The 18,633-nt window shown below is 65.7% G+C and carries 13 protein-coding genes; 7 read left to right on the forward strand and 6 right to left on the reverse strand.

Annotated elements, in window-relative coordinates:
* The first annotated feature begins 77 nt into the window (after positions 1-77).
* The 5 genes from FJ936_RS21965 (at position 78) to FJ936_RS21985 (ending at position 6,188) form a co-directional block, all read left to right on the forward strand.
* Positions 78-2,102 carry a type I secretion system permease/ATPase gene (locus FJ936_RS21965; protein WP_141906974.1) on the forward strand — a complete coding sequence of 675 codons (2,025 nt, stop codon included), beginning with the start codon at positions 78-80 and terminating at the stop codon, positions 2,100-2,102.
* A gap of 10 nt (positions 2,103-2,112) precedes the next feature.
* A complete protein-coding gene (locus FJ936_RS21970; RefSeq protein ID WP_140792427.1) occupies positions 2,113-3,408 on the forward strand; it encodes an HlyD family type I secretion periplasmic adaptor subunit in 1,296 nt (431 codons plus the stop codon).
* A 22-nt stretch (positions 3,409-3,430) separates the two neighbouring features.
* The gene (locus FJ936_RS30570) at positions 3,431-3,718 is read left to right on the forward strand and encodes a hypothetical protein (protein ID WP_181171451.1); all 288 of its coding nucleotides are present in this window, start codon (positions 3,431-3,433) and stop codon (positions 3,716-3,718) included.
* A 92-nt stretch (positions 3,719-3,810) separates the two neighbouring features.
* Positions 3,811-4,893 (forward strand): histidine kinase dimerization/phosphoacceptor domain -containing protein, encoded by a 1,083-nt coding sequence (locus FJ936_RS21975; protein WP_140792425.1) that lies wholly within the window; start codon positions 3,811-3,813, stop codon positions 4,891-4,893.
* A 413-nt stretch (positions 4,894-5,306) separates the two neighbouring features.
* Positions 5,307-6,188, forward strand: coding sequence for a DMT family transporter (locus tag FJ936_RS21985; RefSeq protein ID WP_140792465.1), 882 nt, complete (start codon positions 5,307-5,309; stop codon positions 6,186-6,188).
* A 61-nt stretch (positions 6,189-6,249) separates the two neighbouring features.
* Here FJ936_RS21985 and FJ936_RS21990 read toward each other — a convergent pair whose 3' ends face one another.
* Both FJ936_RS21990 and FJ936_RS21995 read right to left on the reverse strand, forming a co-directional pair.
* On the reverse strand, positions 6,250-10,059 hold the full coding sequence (locus FJ936_RS21990; RefSeq protein WP_140792423.1) for an autotransporter domain-containing protein: 3,810 nt from the start codon (positions 10,057-10,059) through the stop codon (positions 6,250-6,252).
* Positions 10,060-10,270: 211 nt separating this feature from the next.
* The gene (locus FJ936_RS21995; protein ID WP_140792421.1) at positions 10,271-11,227 is read right to left on the reverse strand and encodes an AraC family transcriptional regulator; all 957 of its coding nucleotides are present in this window, start codon (positions 11,225-11,227) and stop codon (positions 10,271-10,273) included.
* Between FJ936_RS21995 and FJ936_RS22000 the strand changes: the two genes are divergently transcribed.
* Positions 11,203-12,576: a PAS domain-containing protein gene (locus FJ936_RS22000; protein ID WP_224596809.1), complete on the forward strand. Its 1,374-nt coding sequence runs from the start codon at positions 11,203-11,205 to the stop codon at positions 12,574-12,576. The two genes, FJ936_RS21995 and FJ936_RS22000, sit on opposite strands and share 25 nt — an antisense overlap.
* Before the next feature lie 35 nt (positions 12,577-12,611).
* Here FJ936_RS22000 and FJ936_RS22005 read toward each other — a convergent pair whose 3' ends face one another.
* The gene (locus tag FJ936_RS22005; protein WP_015316939.1) at positions 12,612-13,541 is read right to left on the reverse strand and encodes a LysR family transcriptional regulator; all 930 of its coding nucleotides are present in this window, start codon (positions 13,539-13,541) and stop codon (positions 12,612-12,614) included.
* A gap of 92 nt (positions 13,542-13,633) precedes the next feature.
* On the opposite strand from FJ936_RS22005, the gene FJ936_RS22010 reads away from it, so the two are divergent.
* Positions 13,634-14,644 carry an NAD(P)-dependent alcohol dehydrogenase gene (locus FJ936_RS22010; protein ID WP_141906975.1) on the forward strand — a complete coding sequence of 337 codons (1,011 nt, stop codon included), beginning with the start codon at positions 13,634-13,636 and terminating at the stop codon, positions 14,642-14,644.
* 94 nt (positions 14,645-14,738) lie between these two features.
* Here FJ936_RS22010 and FJ936_RS22015 read toward each other — a convergent pair whose 3' ends face one another.
* The 3 genes from FJ936_RS22015 to FJ936_RS22025 are packed head-to-tail and all read right to left on the reverse strand — an operon-like array spanning position 14,739 to position 18,513.
* A complete protein-coding gene (locus FJ936_RS22015; protein WP_141906976.1) occupies positions 14,739-17,054 on the reverse strand; it encodes a xanthine dehydrogenase family protein molybdopterin-binding subunit in 2,316 nt (771 codons plus the stop codon).
* A complete protein-coding gene (locus FJ936_RS22020) occupies positions 17,051-18,034 on the reverse strand; it encodes a xanthine dehydrogenase family protein subunit M (protein WP_140792417.1) in 984 nt (327 codons plus the stop codon). Before FJ936_RS22020 ends, FJ936_RS22015 begins: the two co-directional genes overlap by 4 nt.
* Positions 18,031-18,513: a (2Fe-2S)-binding protein gene (locus FJ936_RS22025; RefSeq protein ID WP_015316943.1), complete on the reverse strand. Its 483-nt coding sequence runs from the start codon at positions 18,511-18,513 to the stop codon at positions 18,031-18,033. Before FJ936_RS22025 ends, FJ936_RS22020 begins: the two co-directional genes overlap by 4 nt.
* Between the last annotated feature and the right edge of the window lie 120 nt (positions 18,514-18,633).

Here is an 18,633-nt window from a genome sequence, read left to right on the forward strand (position 1 = left end):
TCGGGTGTCTTGCCGCAGCGCTGCTCGCATGAATTGGCATGGGAAGGGCCTCCACCATCTTCAAATCGGCGCAGGCCATGATCAGGTCCTTGGGTCTGGTTTTGATAGCCTGCGCCCTTTTTCTCGGGCTCGGCGGCGTGCTGACGGCATCGCAGGGCGTCTGGTTGCTGTGCCTGGCGCTGGCGATATCCGGCGCACTTCTGCTGTTTCGGGAACGCAATCCCTTTCGCGCTGAAGCCGGTCCGGACGCAGCCCCCGGCGTCACGGCGACGGCGCGAGATGCTGCCGGGCCCAGTACCCGGCAGCCCAACAACGCCCGGCAGCCCAACGTCCGACAACAGCAGGGATCGGAACTCGCGGCGGCGATCAGATCCTGCCGCTCGGCCTTCATCGCGATCGCGCTGTTCAGCGGCGTCCTCAACGTGCTGATGCTGTCCAGTTCGATCTACATGCTCGAGGTCTACGATCGCGTGCTGCCGAGCCGCAGCGTGCCGACGCTGATCGGCCTCAGCCTGCTTGTCGCCATCCTCTATGCCGGGCAAGGCGGGCTCGATTTCATCCGCGGCCGCATCCTGGTGCGCATCGGCGGTGCCCTCGACGAGGTGCTCGGCGCCCGCGTCTATTCCAGCGTCCTCAAGCTGCCGCTCAAGGTCGGCCGCAACGGCGACAGCATGCAGCCGGTGCGCGATCTCGACAGCGTGCGGACTTTCCTGTCGGGCACCGGCCCGACCGCGTTGTTCGATCTGCCGTGGCTGCCGCTCTATCTGGCCATCATTTTCATGTTCCACGTGCTTCTCGGCGTGACCGCCCTGATCGGCGCGATCGTGCTGGTGCTGTTGACCGTCTTTGCCGAGCGGCTGACGCGCAAGCCGGTCACATCAGGCACCCAGACCGGCATCATCCGCAACGGCCTGACCACGACCGGCAATCGCAATGCGGAAGTCATCGCGGCGCTCGGCATGGGCGGCCGGATGGCGAAACGATGGGAAGAGGCCAACCGCGACTATCTCGCCGAGCAGCGCAGCGTCAGCGACATCGCCGGCGGCTTCGGCGCCGTGTCCAAGGTGCTGCGCATGCTCCTGCAATCGGCCATGCTCGGCATTGGCGCCTGGCTGGTCATCGAGCAGCAGGCGACCGCGGGCATCATCATCACCGCATCGATCCTGAGCGGCCGCGCGCTGGCGCCCGTCGATCTGGTCATCGCCAACTGGAAGGGTTTCGTGACCGCGCGGCAGGGCTGGCAGCGGCTGACCAGGATTCTCGCCGCTTTGCCGGCCGACGCCGAGCCGATGGCCATGCCGGCGCCGAGCCGCCATGTCTTCATGCAGGGTGTCAGTGTTGCCGCACCCGGCACGCAGCGCCTTCTGGTGCAGGATGCCAGCTTTGCGCTGGAAGCGGGACACGCCGTCGGCATCATCGGCCAGAGTGGCTCAGGCAAGTCGACGTTGGTCAGGGCGCTTGTCGGCGCTTGGGCGTCCGCCGCCGGCAGGGTGAGGCTCGACGGCGCCGACCTCGATCAGTGGTCGCCGGAGGATCGTGGCCGGTTCATCGGCTATCTGCCGCAGGACGTCGAGCTGTTTGCTGGCTCGATCGCCGAGAACATCGCGCGTTTCGAGCCCGGCGCCGATCCCGCATTGGTGATTGCCGCCGCCAGGGCCGCCGGCGCGCATGACCTCATCGTCGGTTTCCGTGATGGCTACGAAACACAGATCGGCGAACTCGGCGAAGCCGTCTCGGCGGGCCAGCGCCAGCGCATCGCGCTGGCCCGCGCGCTCTATCGCGACCCTTTCCTGGTGGTGCTCGACGAACCGAATTCCAACCTCGACGCCGAAGGCGAGCAGGCGCTGTTCCAGGCGATCTTTTCGGTGCGGCAGCGTGGCGGCATCGTCGTACTCGTGGCGCACCGGCCAAGCGCGCTCAGCACAGTCGATTTCATCCTCGCCATGAGCCAGGGCCGCGTCCAGGCGTTCGGCCTCAAGGACGATGTTCTGGCCAAGCTGTTTCCGCGGCCGCAACCGGCAGTGGCCGCCGTGCCGCACCTCAGGCTCGCCACCGAAGGGCCGGCGCCATCGCCTGGCGTGGCGGCGGCGGCGGGCGAATGACGGGGGAACGATGTCGAACGCTTCCCACCAATCCATCCGGCGCTACATGCATATGGGCCTCATCGCGGTCGCGATGCTGGTCGGCGGCGTCGGCGGCTGGGCCTCGCTGACGCGGATTTCGGGAGCGGTCATCGCGTCTGGGGTTCTCGTCGTCGATTCCCACGTCAAGGATGTGCAGCATTCGACCGGCGGCATCGTCGGCGAGATCTCGGCGCGTGACGGCGACCGCGTCAAGCGCGGGGCGCTGCTGGTGCGCCTCGACCCTACCGTGCCGGCGGCCAACCTCGCCGTCGTCACCAAGGCGCTCGATCAGCTGTCGGCACGCAAGGCGCGCCTCGAAGCCGAACGCCAGGGCTCCGACACCATCGTCTTTCCGCAAGATCTTTTCGATCGCCGCGCCAGTCCGGGGATCGCCGCGATGATGGCCGGCGAGCAACAGGTTTTCAAAACAAGGCGTGCGGGTCGTTCCGGCCAGAAGAGCCAGCTGCAGGAGCGCATCCTGCAGCTGCAGAAGGAGATTGGCGGCGACACGGCGCAGGTCGAAGCCAAGTCGCAGGAAATCACGCTCGTCGAGGAGGAACTGGCCAGCATACGCGCACTGTGGAAGAAGCGGCTGATCTCAATCGATCGCCTGACCGCCATGGAGCGCGAGTCGGCGCGGCTCGACGGCGAGCGCGGCCAGCTGACGGCGGCCCTGGCACAGGCCCAGGGCAAGATCGCCGAGATCAATTTGCAGGTCCTCCAGATCGACCTCGAACTCGGCACCGACGTCAACAAGGATTTGCGCGAGATCGACGGCAAGATCGGCGAGCTGACGGAACGAAAGATTGCCGCGGAGGACCAGCTCAGGCGCATCGACATCCGCGCGCCGCAGGACGGCGTCGTGCAGCAGTCCATCGCTCACACCATCGGCGGCGTGATAACCCCTGGCCAAACGATCATGCAGATCGTGCCCGATAGCGACAGCCTGACGGTCGAGGCCAAGATCGCGCCGAGCGACATCGACCAGCTCTGGGTCGGCCAGTCGGCGGCGCTGCGCTTCTCGGCCTTCAACCAGCGCACCACGCCGCAAATCAACGGCACGGTCGAACGGACCTCACCGGACACGACGACCGACCAGCGCACCGGCATTAGCTACTACACCGTTCGCATCGCAACCACGCATGCCGAGGTGGCACGCCTCGGCGAGGTCAAGCTGGTTCCCGGCATGCCGGTCGAATCCTTCATCAAGACCGCGGACCGGACCGTGATCTCCTATCTCGTCAAACCGCTGCAGGATCAGATCAGCCGCGCTTTCAGGGAATGAGCGGGATGTTCGGCATTCGCTGTTGCAGAGCCGCGTCCTTCTGGCGACCGACTACATCGCCCTCAACAAGGCGCTCGGCGGCGGCTGGACGGCGCGGTCGACAGCGCCAGGCCCGAGATCGTCGACGGCAAGACCGGTCCGCGGCTGGCGAAGGTGGCCGGCCAGAGTTGACCGGTTCGGGTTCCTGCAGGGGTTCCAGGCTGGGGAACGCTTGCAATGCGATGCCATCATCAAGCTGAATTATCTTGGCGACGGGCTGGATTTCACCATGGCGCTGCCGTTGCGCGGGACCAGGCCGGCGCGGGCCTAGTCCTGATGCCGGTGAAAGTGGCACTTTTGGCGATAGCTCGCGCATCGCTTCGCTGATATTGGTGGCGTCCAGAAAATTCCTGGATGCAAGAGATGACATCGAATTCAGATAAGGCGGAAACGGTCGAGCAGTTGCTGGAAACGCCCGACCTTGCCAGCGCGCTGGAAAGCGAACAGTTCAAGAAGTTCCTCGACCAGGTGCCGATTGCCATCGCCGTTTCGGACCTCGGCGGGCAGGAACGTGTCGTCTATGCCAATCCGGAGTTCGAGAAACTGTCGGGCTTGAAGGCGGCCAGCCTCGCCCAGAAGCATTGGGCGGCACTTTCCGGCATTGGCCTGCACCAGCAGAAGGACAGCGCGCTGTCCGATGCGGTGGTCGACGGGACCGATTTCGTCGGCACGTTCCGGCTCGAGCGGGCCGAGGACAAGCCTGCGATCGTCGACGTCTATTCCAACGTCATCGAGGATGACAACGGCAAGGCCTGCTTCCGGCTGGTGGCACTGGTCGACGTCTCGGCCCATGGCGAGACCGAAGATGCGCGCTCGATCGAGGAGCGCGTCCGCGAGAAAGACACGCTGCTGCGGGAATTGCAGCACCGGGTGAAGAACAATCTGCAGATGATCACCGCCCTGATCCGCCTCGAAACGCGCAATGCGACCGAGCCGGACCGGAAACGCTTCGAAAGACTGGCCGGCCGCGTCGACGCCTTGGCCATCCTCTATCAAACGCTATCGGGCGAGGAGCACAAGGAGGAGGTCGATCTCGGCGTCTATCTGAGCCAGATCGCGTCAGCCGTGATGAGTTCGCATGCTGTCGAGGGCATTCGCCTCGACATGAAGGTGGACACCTACCCGGTTTCGATCAACGTTGCCATGCCCACCGGCCTGGTGGTCAACGAATTGCTGACCAACGCGCTCAAGCATGCATTTCGCGGGCGTGACAGCGGGACGATCACGCTGCACAGCGTCGTGAACGGGGATGGCTGCCGCGTCGTCGTCGCCGATGACGGGATCGGGTTGCCGGAAGGCGAGAGCTGGCCCAAGCAAGGCAAGCTCGGCGCGCTCATCGCACAATCGCTGACAGAGAACGCCAAGGCTGAGTTCGACGTGACTTCCAGCGCCGACGAAGGCACCCGGGTCACGATCGTGTTCAAGCGCTCCGCCGCCGCGGCCTAGGGCAATTCCAGGAAACCAACTGGTTAGGGCGGGTTCGGCGTTCTGCCAAATCCAGTCTGGAGCGGCGATCCTGCGCATGCTGCGCGACGACGGTCCGCAGTCGTGCCGAACTGAAGCGGCGCACGGCGCTTTCGCCCACCACGCTGACCGACTACGGCGCATCTGCTCAGGGCAGGGACCGTCGTCGAACTCAACCAGGCCGCCGCCAGCGACGCGTCCGTGGGCCGGCGGCCATCGGTGTCGCGCCGGTGCCCGATGCCCTGTCGGTGGCGGAATCGCCTTACGGCATCGACCGTTTCTGGCCGTGCCCCCATCGAGGCATTCGCGCTGTCTCACGACAGCCAGGCCGGTTCATCCTATTGCATTGCTGCCGGGCAGGTTTTCGCCTCGGGGCATGGAGGGATGAAGCACAAGTGACATCAATGCCGCTTGCCAGCCGCGAAGCCGCACCCTTGCCGGTCGCGGCGCTGATGGGGGCCATGGTGTCGATCCAGATCGGCGCCACCTTCGCCAAGACGCTGTTTCCGGTGATCGGCGCGCAAGGCACGACAACGCTCAGGCTGGTCATCGGCGCGCTGATGCTGATCGCGGTGCTGCGGCCCTGGCAGGTACGGCCCTCGCGCGCCACCATGCCGTGGCTCGTCGCCTATGGGGTGACGCTGTGCGCGCTCAACCTTCTGTTCTACGCGGCACTTGCCAGGATCCCGCTCGGCGTCGCGGTGGCGCTGGAGTTTTCCGGTCCGCTGCTGGTGGCGACACTGACCTCCCGGCGGGCCAGCGACTTCGCCTGGATCACGCTTGCCGTCGCCGGCATCGTGCTGTTGTCGCCCTTCATCCACTCGCTAGAGCCGCTCGACCCGATCGGCGTGATGCTGGCGCTGGCGGCCGGCGGGTTCTGGGCGCTCTATATCGTTCTGGCGCAGAAGGCGGGCGCGGAACTCGGCACCCGCACCACCGCCTATGGCATGGCGATCGCCGCTGTGCTGGTGCTGCCCTTTGGCATTGCCGAGGCGGGAAGCGGCCTGCTCGCGCCGTCGATCCTGGTCAGCGCGCTGCTCGTCGGCCTGTTCTCGAGCGCGCTGCCGTTCTTCCTGGAGATGGTGGCGCTGACCCGCATGCCGGCGCGCATCTATGGCACGCTGACCTGCCTCGAGCCGGGGCTTGGCGCGCTGGCCGGGTTCCTGTTCCTGCGGGAAAGCCTGACCACGCCGCAATTGGCCGGCATCGCCGCCGTGATCGTGGCCGCTGCCGGCACCGCGCTGACCTCGAAGCCGCCGGTGCCGTCGCCGGAGTAGGGGGCGGACGCCAGGACCGCCCGGCGACGTCAATTTGGCGCGAGCCGGCGGCCTGTTGTCGTCAGAACTTGACGCTGAGGTTTGCCTTGGCGCCGTTGTCGAAGGCGCCACCACCGAACTGCCCGGAATAGGACAGGCCGAGCGTGGCATTGGGCGACACTTTCATGTCGATGCCAGCTTCGATAACCGCCGCGTCCCTGGCGATCGGCACGCCGGCGATGGTGAAGGCGTCGCCGCCGGCGAAGGCGAAACTTGAGGTCGGCGTGACGTCGCCGAAAGCGTGGCGCCAGCCAAGCATGCCGCGCGCGGTGGCATTCACGCCGCCAAGCCCAAAATCGGTCGAGCTGCGCAAGCCGAGCGTGGCGAAGGTGACGTTGCTGCTCGCGCCGGCGCTGGTCAAGGCCGCCGCACCGCCGGTTTCGCTGAAGCCGTCAGTGTGCAGGCTGACATAAGCGAGGTTAGCGAAGGGTTCGAACTTGAAGCTCCCGCCGGTCTCGGCCTTGTAGGCGAGATCGCCGAACATCTGCGCGGTGCCCGCATCGTAGTTGGCCGAGAGCTGATCGGCAAAACCGGTGAAGGCGACGGAGCGCTTGGTCGAGAGGCTGCTCCAGCTGTAGGCCGCACCGGTGCGGAAGGCGATGGCGCCCCAATTGGTGCCGCCATAGAGGCCGAGATGGTAGCTGTCGCTCTTGCCGGAGGAATTGCGATCGTCGGCGTTGAAGGAGGAATGGCTGTAGCCGCCGAGAACACCGACGCGCCAGCCGCCGACCAAAGTGTCGGCGCCGGCCAGCAGGCCGCCGGTCGAGCGGTCGAAGGCGGCGGCGTTGCCGTCGCTGTCGCTACTGCCCGTGGAACCGAACGCCTGGCCCCAGACGGCGAAGCGGTCGGTATCGGCGGCGACCATTTCCGGGCCGCCCTCGCCATAGGCTATGACCGGAAGCGCCGCCGCGCCGGCATCACCGAAGGCGGCAGCGATGCGGCTGTTGGCGGCGTCGCGGATGAAGCCGGAGTCCTCGATCAGCAGCCCCTTGGCCGAGGCGTGGATTTCGCCGGAAAGCTGGTCGAAGGCGTCTTGGGCGGCTGCCTCGCTCGGCAAGGCAAAGATGGCATCGAAGAGCGGATTGCCGGCGCCAAGGCTTTCGGCGCCGCCGCCGGTGGCGATCTGGTTAGGCGTCAGGCCTACACTGGCAAAGCTTGCCTTGGCCAGGTTGAGATAGACATTGTTCGCGTCATAGGTGAGCGTCGGCGCAATGAAGATCGAGCCGCCTTCGAGACTGGCCTTGTCGAAGGTGCCGGTGACACCGCCTGCCGCCGTGACGATCGTATAGGTCGTGCCGGTCGCATAATCCGGATAGGGGATGACGTCGACCGTGCCGCCGCCGATCGTCACCGTACCGGTGGCGCTGATCCGATCGGATGTGCCGCCGATTTCGACTTCAACTGCATAAGTCGAACCGGCCGAGAAGGCTGTGTTGCTGACATTGATCGTGCCGATCGAATTGCCCGGTGCAAAGGTGCCGCCCGAAGCAATGGTCACGTTGCCTACCGTGCCCGACCCGCCAAGCAGGCCGCCGGTGACGTTGATCGCGCCACCGAGCGAGCCGTTGACATAGAGGCCGCCGCCGAGAACGTTCGTCGTCCCGGTGAAGCCGGAGGAATTACTGGTCAACTTGGTGTTGCCGGCGATCTGGTTGATCGTTCCCAGTCCGCTGATCGCCGAAGCGAAGCCATTGTTCGCGCTGGTATGGTTGAAATTGAGCGTGCCGGTGCCGGAGCCGAACTGCAACGTTGCCGAATCGAGGACGCCGGCGCCCGCCGCCGCGGAGCCCGCCGCGCCGCCGATGTTAAGCGCGCCGACAGAGCCGGCCTGGCTGGCGATCACGGTAGAGCCGTCCACCAGAGCGGTGCCGCCGTTGGAGAGCGTCACCGAAGCAGTGCCGCCGAACCCGATATCCAGGTCGCCGTGCATCTCCCACAGTGAGGCCGGGCCATCAACGGTTGCCTGGCCGGTGGCACCGGCGGCGAACGCCATGTAGGTGCCGCCGCCGGATGCGACGCCGCCATTGGTGACGGCAAGAGTGCCGATTCCCAGACCGCCAAGGTACATGCCGTTCTTGTTGGTCCATTTCGAGCCCACGCCGTCGACGGTAACCGCACCGGTGGCTGTCGCCGCCTGGCCGACAAAGACGGAATCTGCATCCGCTGAACCGCCGCTGGAGATGGAAAGTGCCGCGTGACCGGCGCTTCCCAGGATAAGATTGTCATCGGTGCTCCAGGAGGATCCCGCCCCGTCCACCGTCACGGTGGCGGTTGCGGTTTCAAACACTGCGAGGAGCGCGGCCTGGTTGAGGACATGGCCGCCATCTGCCACCTGGAGCGTGCCGGCGCCCTTGAAACCGAGGAACAGGTCGCCGGAATTCGTCCAGCTCGAACCCGGTCCATCGACCGTGACGGTGCCCATGGACCCGACGTCGTAGCCCGCAGAGCCAGTCTGGTTGCTAACGGCGCCGCCATTGGTGATGTCGAGCGTGCCGGTTCCTGATTGGCCGACAATGAGTTCGCCCGTATTCGCCCAGGTCGAGCCGGTGCCGTCGACGAACGCCATGCCGATGGAGCCCGTCTTCGCGCCGACAGCGGCCCAGGTGTTGCTGACCACGCCGCCGTGAGTGATCCCCAGTGCGCCGTTACCCAAATTGCCCACAATCAGGTTGGAGCTGTTTGTCCAGATCGAGCCGGCGCCATCGACGAACGCGATGCCGGTCGAGCCCGTCTGCGCGCCGATCATACCGATGGTGTTGCTGACCGCGCCGCCATTCGAGACCGTCAGCGTACCCTGGCCCTGGAAGCCGATGAAGAGGTCCGAAGTGTTGGTCCAGGCCGAGCCGACGCCGTCGACCGCCACCAGGCCCTTGGAGCCTGCGGCATAGCCGGCATAGCCCACCGAACTGGTGACCGCGCCGCCATTCGTGACCGTCAGCGCGCCGAAGCCCGCGTTCCCAACCGCAAGGGCCGCGTTCGCCCAGGTCGAGCCAGCACCGTCGACAGTTGCCGTGCCACTGGAGCCCGCCAGGTTGCCCAGGATACCGCTCAGATTGCTGACCTTGCCGCCGTTCGAGATTTTCAGCGCACCGGTGCCCTGATCGCCGACGTATAGGTGGGAGGAGTTTGTCCAGGTCGAACCCGCTCCGTCGACCGTCACCGTGCCGGTGGAGCCTACATGCCAACCGATGGTGCCCATGGCATTGCTGACCACGCCGCCATTGGTGATGTCCAGCGTGCCTGTGCCAAATTCGGCGATATAAAGATCTCCGCTGTTGGTCCATGTCGAGCCCGGGCCGTCCACCGTTACGGTGCCGGTGCCCGGGCCGTAGCCGACATGACCCACTTTGTCGCTCACAGCGCCGCCGCTGGAGATCGTCAAGGTGCCGTTGCTGTTCGTACCCAAGGCAAGGAAAAGGTCCGAACTGTTGCTCCAGACGGAGCCCGCTCCAGTGACGCTCACGGTGCCGCTCGCGTCCGAAGCGTAGCCGAGATAGCCGGCAGTGTCGGAGAGGGTGCCGCCATTGGTGATCGTCAGCGAGCCCGAGTAACTCGAAATGGTGCCGACAAACAGATAATGAGCGGCCGCATTCGCCGCATTGACCACGGTCGGGTGCGGGAACACCGGATCGAGCATAACATCGTCGCTCGATGTCGGAACAGCGGCGGGGTTCCAGTTTCCGGCGGTAAACCAATCCGTGGAGGCGGCGCCGGTCCAGATCTCGGCTGCCGATGCGGGGATCGGCAGGCCAAGGCAGACCAGTGCCGTCGACGCCAGCGCCAGGTTTTTCAATGCGTTGGCCTTACGGCCTCCAAATGCATTCCGCGGCATTCGATCCCCTGACATGACAGTCGTTTCACCCTGAGGCTGACATGTCATTGGAGCCCGGCCTTGTCTTGGGCAGGGCCGCACCGGAATTGGACTGGAGTGAAAAGCAGCGTGTTTTGCGCGCATTGTGGCAGTTCGGCGTCATCGGTGGCGCAAGCCGCTGCGGAACGGCCTCGCACGGGCGGTACCGGACTGCTGGCGAAGGCTGCAAAACTTATCTGGCGCTTGTCGGCGTATAGCCGAAACGGCGACGAAAGCAGCGGTTGAAGTACGATACGTCGCTGAATCCGCTTGTCAGGGCGATGTCACTGACCCGCATGTCGCTGTGTTTGTGCGAGAGCATCCTGTGGGCGCTCTGCAGACGCAGTTCGAGAACGCGTTCGGAGAAGCTCATTCCCGTCTCCTGAAGGAGGTCGTGGACGTAGCGCACCGACAGGCCGAGTTGTAGAGCGACACTTTGGGCGGAGATGCCGGGGTCGATAAAATCCTCGGCGATCCTTGCGAGGACGGCCTCCAGCCTGGCAGCGCGCAGGCCCCGAAGCCCGGCCAGTTCGGCAGCCCGACCTTTTGCGCCGGTCGCCAGGCCGATCAGATCCACGATCGTGTCCGTCGCGTGCGTGATCAGATCCGCGGAGGCAAGCGGGCTGCCGCTTTCAAGAAGCAGGCAATAGCGTTTGAGAAGCTCGAGGGCTTCGCTGTCGGCGCCGATCTTCAGCCCCAGCCTGTCATCGATCTGCGGGAAGGCGCGCAGGAGGATCGCGCGTGGGACCACCACATTCGTCCAGACATTGCTGTCGGCACCGTTGATTTTCAGAGCTTCCGATGCGGTGACAAGCACGGCCTCTCCCCGGCCGACGGCATATTCGCGGCCGGCATGTACCCCTGACAGCATGGTGTCGGCCTTGTTGATCATCAGCAGATAGCCGTCCTTGTCGTCATTGGCGATGTTGCTCGCTTTGCGTGTGGCATGCTTGACGGGTCCGGACATCTGGCCGAGAACCGCTGAACCGACGGCCGTGGCTTCGATGGCTTCGAAGTGCAGGTTTTCCGGACTGTCGTATTCGGCCGACCGTATTTCCGCGACAGGGATGTCTTGCCACGGGGAAAATCGTTCTCGTTCATCAAGATGCGGTGGCAACCGAGCCGATGAAAGCACCGTCTTTCGCGACAATGGGGAACCTCGACAACTGTCCACGGCTTAAAAAAATATCGAACGCGATGCTTTCCATTGCGACAATAACCGGCAACAGTGGCGGCCCGGCGTTCAAGCGACCAAGTTCAACCCATAGTCGAGAGCGGCCGCGACTTGCGTCATCCAAAAGTATGATGTCACAAATTCCTCCGAGGCGAGATCGGGGCGTGCCTGGAGGTGTGATGGAAAGGCTGAGCAGCGAAGTCCTGAGTTCGATTATCGGCGATATCTACGATTGCGTTTTGAACCCGGAAGGCTGGGCCGGAGTCATGACCCGCGTCACGAAAGCTGTCGACGCGGCCTATACCACCATCGCGCTTGCCGGCACCGCCCATAATAGTGGCCGTTTCGCGGCTCAGTCGCCCTGGGATCCCGTACGGATGCGGGCCCTCGAGGAAGACTATGACTTTGATGGAATTCCCGGGCTGAAGGCAGCGGTCGTCGGCGATGTCGACCGGCCCGTTGCGACGCTGTCGCTCATGAGCGAAAGCGAACTCCAACTGACGCCGTTTTTTCAGAACTGGGCCAAACCGCAGGGACTGCGCGAGGCTTGCATCACCAAATTCGTTCATACGCCGGACCGAATCGGGCTTCTGGGCTGCACCACGCGAGCCAGCAGGGGAGGCATCTCGATCGAAGAGCAGCATTTCCTGGCATTGCTCTCGCCGCATCTGCGCCGTGCTTCGCTGATCGGCGATCTGCTCGACCAGGGCCGCATCACCATCGATCTTTATCGTCAGGCGCTCGATCATTTGGCTGTGCCTGTCGTGCTTACCCACGCCAATGGAGCAATCCTCCATGCGAATGCGGCCGCCGAACAGATGTTTTCGGTGCAGGGGCCCATTCTCTCCAGGAACGGCCTGCTCCAGGCACAGAATCGGGTCGTGGCCCGCGCCCTGCTCGACGCGATCGCCAGCACGGCGAGCGCGGATGCCTCGCTTGGCGCGCGCGGCATAGGGCTGCCGGTTTCGGCCCAAGGCCAGCCGCCCGCCGTTGCCTATGTGTTGCCGTTGACTGAAGGAACGGCGCGCGCGGTTTTCCGGCCGGCATGCGCGGCTGTGTTCATATCGACGACGACATCGGCTTCTCCCCTCCCGGAGGCCGTTCTGACCACGCTGTTCGATCTTACGCCCTCGGAGGCGCGGGTGCTGCTGCGGATCGGCAGCGGATTGTCAGCGTCCAAGAGCGCGTTGGCGCTCGGCATTGGCGAAAACACCTTGAAGACCCACCTCAACCGAATCTTTGCCAAAACCGGCACGAGACGCCAAGCCGACCTCGTCAAACTCGTGTCGGACATCGGCATGCCGCTGGCGGCTCATGGGCCCTGAAGCGCGCAGTCTCTACCGCGAGCGGGTCAGCGGCTTTACCGCCAGGGCGGTTCCGGCGCGAAGCGCTTGCCGATCCAGTCGGTGAAGGCGCGGGTCTTGGCGGCTTTTCCCTTGGCCGAGGGCGTGACGACATAGACGGCGCCTTCATCCGCCAAGGTCCACTCCTCCAGCACAGGCACCAGCCGTCCATCGGCAAGCTCGCGCCCGACCAGCCAGTCGGTGCTCATCATCAGGCCGAGCCCCTGCACGGCGGCCTCGACCAGCACCTCGGCATCGTCGCTGACCAACGGCCCGGAAACCTCGACGCGCGCGCGCCGGCCCTCGCGGTCGGTCATCTCCCAGGCCGGAAAGGTCTGGAAGCCCGAGAAGCCCAAGCAGGAATGATCGAGCAGCGCCTGCGGCGTCTCCGGCGTGCCCCTGCGGGCGAGATAGGAGGGAGCCGCGCAGAGCAGCCTGCGTCGCGTCGCCACCTTGCGTGCCACCAGGCGCGAATCCTCCAGGCTGCCCAGCCGCACGGCGACGTCGAAATTCTCGGCGACCAGATCGGTGAAGCGGTTGGAGAATTCGGCCTCGATGCGGACATCGGGAAATTCGGCAAGGAATTGAGGCAGCAGCGGCCCGATCCACATGCGCCCGAACGTGCCGGGCAGCGCCAGCCTGAGCACGCCGCGCGGGCGGCCTCCGGCATGCGCGGACGCGACGGCCTCGGCCTCGTCGACGGATGCAAGGATGGCGCGCACGCGCATCAGGAATTCGGCGCCCGCTTCGGTCAGCGAGACGCTGCGCGTCGTGCGCGAGAGCAATCTCACCCCCAGCCGCGTTTCCAGCGATTGCAGGCGCCGCGACAGAATGGTCGCGTCGCGCCCGACCCGCGCCGCCGCTTTGGTGAAGGAGCGCGCCTCGGCGATGGCCGCGAACGCAGCCATCTCGGCAAGGGCAGCGGGTTCGTGAGATTGCTGCATCATTCACAGTTCTCAATTTCGCGAAACGAGGATTATCCAGAGATAACGCAGCAAATAGGTTCACTCAACCACCAATCGTCCACCGGAGTGAAACCATGAAAGCCATCGAACTCAGCCAGCCCAGGCTGGACGCCTTCCGCGCCGCCACCGTTGCAACCCCCGAACCGCAGCGCGGAGAGGTGCTGATCCGCCAGCGTGCGGCGAGCCTCAATTTCGTCGATGTGGCGGTGGCAAGCGGCAAGTATCCCGGACCGAGCTTTCCGCTCATCCCCGTAGCCGACGGCGCCGGCGAGATCGTCGCGCTGGGCGAGGGCGTTGCGAGATTCGCCATCGGCGATCGCGTCATCGCCCATGCCAAGCCGCGCTGGATCGGTGGGCCGCCGCGGCCTTACGAGATGACGCAGATGCGCGGCATTTCGCTGCCGGGGTCACTGGCCGAATATGTCGCATTGCCGGCCAATTCGCTGGTGCCGGTGCCGGCGCATCTTTCCTTCGAGGCGGCGTCGACGCTGCCCATCGCCGGCACCACCGCGTGGAACGCCATTTGCGCCGCCGATGTCGGGCCGGGCTCGGTCGTCGTGCTGCTTGGCACTGGCGGCGTCTCCATCTTCACCCTGCAGCTCGCCAAAGCCGCCGGCGCGACCGTCATCATCACCTCGTCGTCGGACGAAAAGCTGGAGCGGGCGAAGGCGCTCGGCGCCGATCATCTCATCAACTACCGCGCGACGCCCGAGTGGGATGGCAAGGTGCTGGAGCTGACCGGCGGCCTCGGCGCCGACCTTGTCGTCGAGACCGGGGGCAGCGCCACCTTCGCCCGCGCCGTCAACGCCACCGCGCCCGGCGGTACGCTGTTCACCATCGGCTTCGTCACCGGTGCCGAAGCCACGATCAATCTGCTGCCGATCATCATCAAGGCGCTGAAGGTGGTCGGCAACAACACCGGATCGGTGTCCGATCTCAGCGACGCCGCCCGCGCCGTCGGCGCGGCCCGGATCGAGCCGGTGGTCGACAAGGTGTTTTCGCCCGACGAAGCGGCCGAAGCCTACGCCCACATGGCCGCCGGCGGCCTGCACTTCGGCAAGCTGGTGTTCGGGCTGGAGTGGTGATCGGCGCAGGCGCTTTTTTTTCAATGTTGAAAATTGGCGGAACCGCCGCGACATCCAATCTCCCCCACGAGGGGGAAGATTGGCAGCCTCACCGTCAGATCAGCTTCTCCAGCGTGATCGGCAGATCCCGCACGCGCTTGCCTGTGGCATGGAACACCGCGTTGGCAATGGCCGGCGCCATGCCGACGATCGCCAGCTCGCCGACGCCCTTGCCGCCGAGCACCGAGGAGTGCGGGTCGGGAATCCCCACCGAGATCACCTCGATGTCGGGGATGTCGGCATTGGTGGGGATGAGATAGTCGGCGAGGTTGTTGTTGACGATGCGGCCGTGGCGGCGATCGACGATGCCTTCTTCGAGCAGCGCCTGGCCGATACCCATGATGATGCCGCCCTTCCACTGGCTCTCGGCGAGTTTCGGATTGTAGAGGCGGCCCGAATCCAGCGCCGACACGACGCGCGACACACGCACCGTGCCGAAATCCTCGTCGACGCGCACCTCGACGAAATGCGCGCACCAGGAATGGCGCGAATAGTCACCCTCCGTGTGTGGCAGCGCCATGGCGATGGTGGTGTAGTTCTTGTAGCGATCCTCGACGCTCGAATTGGCCGGCATGGTGTCGCCCGTCGCCTCGATGCGGTCGCGGCCGACGCTTTTGAGCAGTTCGGCGATCGAGACGTCGGGGCCGTCGCCCCGCGGCGCGGTGATGCGGCCATTGACGACGACCAGCGTGTTGGCCTGCAGCGCATGGAAGGGCGAGCGCGGATCGCTGATCGCCAGGCCGACCAGCTGGTCGAGCGCCGAGGTCGCGGCCTTGTGGACGGCGCCCGTCATCACGCCGGCCAGCCGCGAGCCGCCGGCGACGCCGGCGCGGGGGAAGCGCGAATCGCCGAGCTTCACCACCACGTCGTCGGCCGCAACGCCGACCGTTTCGGCGGCCGTCTGCGCCAGGATGGTGTAGGTGCCCTGGCCCATGTCGATGGAGGAGCTTTCGACCTCGACCGAGCCGTCGGCCAGGATGCGCACGATCGCCTCGCCATAGGCGCGCCGCACCGGATAGGTGCCGGCGGCCACGCCCCAGCCGACCAGATGGTTGCCGTCGCGCATCGAGCGTGGCTCAGGCGTGCGCCTGGCCCAGCCGAAGCGTTCGGCACCCGCTGCGAAAGCCTCGCGCAACTGCCTGGTCGACCAGGCTTTTTTCGCGTGCGGATCCTGTTCGGCGTAGTTGCGCAGCCGGATTTCCAGCGGATCGATGCCGACCTCGTAGGCGAGCTCGTCGATGGCGCTTTCGATGCCGAAGGCCGACGGGTTTTCACCCGGTGCGCGCATGGCGCCCGGCACCACCGAATTCACCCGCACGACATTCTGTTTCGAGGAGAAGTTCGGCGTCGCGTACATGATCGAGGTGACCGAGCCCAGCGGCTCGACCCACATGCCGTCGATGGAGGTTTCGTTGACGCCGCGATGCACGATCGACTGGATTCTTCCGTCATGGTCGGCGCCGATCGTCACCGTCTGCCGCGTCGCGGCGCGGCCGCCATAGCCGGTGAAGGTCTGCGGCCGCGTCATGACCAGCCGCACCGGCCGGCCGAGCATTTTCGCGGCACTTGCGGCGATCGCGCCATGGCTGAGCGCCAGCGCCTTGGAGCCGAAGCCGCCGCCGACATAGGGCGACACCAGCCGCACATTCTCGAACGGCACGCCGAACCATTCGGCATAGGTGCGCGCCATGCCGTCCAGCCATTGGCTCGGCTCCCACACGGTGAGATGGTCACCCTCCCAGCGAGCGATCAGGCCATGCGGTTCCATCGGCGCCTGGTATTCGCGCGGTGTGTTGTAAGCGGCGCAGATGCGCACCGGGGCGGAGGCGAAGGCGGCGGCCGCGTCGCCCCATTCCTTGGTCATGGCGTCGACCGGGATGCCGTCGCCGGCCTTGCCGTCGCTGAGGTCGACGATGGCCGGAGCCTCATCATAGCTGACCCTGACCATCGTCGCGGCGGCCACGGCCTGCTCGAAGGTCTCGGCGATGACGGCGGCGACGTGCTGGCCCGAGAAGGTGACGTCGTGCGCCAGCGGACAATAGGGTTTGTCCGGCGGTGGCGTGCCGAACCAGTCCGAGGCGGTTTTCAGGCTGATGATCGTGTCTGGTGTCAACACCTTGAGGACGCCCGGCGCAGTCTCGGCCTCCGCCGTCTCGATGGCGCGCACCTTGCCGGATGCGATGGTGCTTTCGACCAGCACGGCATGGGCGAGCCCTTCGAGCTGCTGCTCGACGGCGTATTTCGCCGCACCCGTGATCTTGGCCGGGCCGTCGACGCGCGACAGCCGGCCGCCGACGGCCTCCACCTGCGCGCCGTCGGACGCGTCGCCATGTCTTCCGACGTAAACAGTGCTTGCGATGTGAACGGTCATGCCGCTTCTCCCAATTTGAGGATGGCGCGTGCGACGACGCGCGGCGCGAGTTCGATCTTGTAGCGGTTGGCGCCGTGGTCGACGGCGCCTTCGACGGCGAGCAGGCTGGCCGTGCGAACAGCGTCCGGCTCCAGCACCTTGCCTTTCAGCGCGGCTTCCACGGCTCGCGCCCGCCAGGGTTTGGTCGCGACGCCACCGAGCGCCACGCGCAGGTCGCGGATGGTGCGCCCGTCGGCCTCCAGTTCGAGCCCGACAGCGGCACTGGCCGCGGCGAACTCATAGGACTGCCGGTCGCGGATCTTCAGATAGGTCGAACGGCGGGCGACGGCGGAAGAAGGGATTTCGATGGCGGTGATCATCTCGCCCGGTCCGATCGCGTGTTCCCTGTCGGGCGTCGTGCCTGGCAGCAGGAAAAAGTCCTCCACCGGCACGCGCCGTTCGCCGAGATGGACCGTTGCGTCGAAGGCGGCGAGCGCGGTGGCGAGGTCGCCGGGATACATGGCGATGCAAGCCTCGCTGGTGCCAAGCACGGCATGGCCCCTGGTAACGCCGCCGATCGCCGAACAGCCGCTGCCTGGTTCGCGCTTGTTGCAGGCGGCAAAGTTCGAGGGATCGCGGAAATAGGGGCAGCGCGTGCGCTGCATCAGATTGCCGCCGATCGTCGCCATGTTGCGGATCTGCGCCGAGGCTGCCTGCCAGAGCGCTTCGGAGATGGCGGGGAAGCGGCTCTTGATGTCGTCATGGTCGGCGACATGGCCCATCCTGGCGAGCGCGCCGATGACGGCGCCGCGCTCGTCGATCTCGATCTGGTCGAACCCCTTGAGATGGGTGATATCGACCAGCGTGTCGGGCTCGGCGACACCGCATTTGGCGAGGTCGATCAGCGTGGTGCCGCCTGCCAGAAGCATGGCGCCGGGGAGCGCGGCCGCCTGGCGGGCGGCATCAGCCGAGGTGGCGCGAAAATAGGAAAAATCCCTCATGACGCGGCCTCCAGCGCCGCCTGGCGCACGGCGGCGACAATGTGCGGATAGGCGCCGCAGCGGCAGAGATTGCCGGCCATGTATTCGCGGATTTCCTCGTCCGAGCCGGCATGGCCCTCGCGGATGCAGGCCACCGCCGACATGATCTGGCCTGGCGTGCAGTAGCCGCACTGGAAGGCGTCCTGCTCGAGGAAAGCAGCCTGCACGGGATGCAGTTCGCCCTCCCGTGCAAGCCCCTCTATGGTGGTGATGGCGCGGCCCTCGGCCTGTGCGGCCAGCGTCAGGCAGGCCAGCACGCGCTCGCCGTCGACATGGACGGTGCAGGCGCCGCACTGGCCGTGGTCGCAGCCCTTCTTGGTGCCGGTCAGGCCGAGCCTGTCACGCAAGGCGTCGAGCAGCGTGACACGCGGCTCGAGTTCCAGCGTGTGATGCTGGCCGTTGATATCGAGATGGACGGGAATCGTGGTCTTGCTCGTCATGGGCGTCTGGCTCCAGTTGCTTGACGCTGGGGGAATGAATTGAAACTGGGCAGGGCGCTCCAACCGACCGCTTGCCTGCCCTAGAGCCGGATGATTTCAGGTCCGTTCGACCTGAAATCT

Source organism: Mesorhizobium sp. B2-4-13 (assembly GCF_006658535.1).
Lineage (GTDB): Bacteria > Pseudomonadota > Alphaproteobacteria > Rhizobiales > Rhizobiaceae > Mesorhizobium > Mesorhizobium australicum.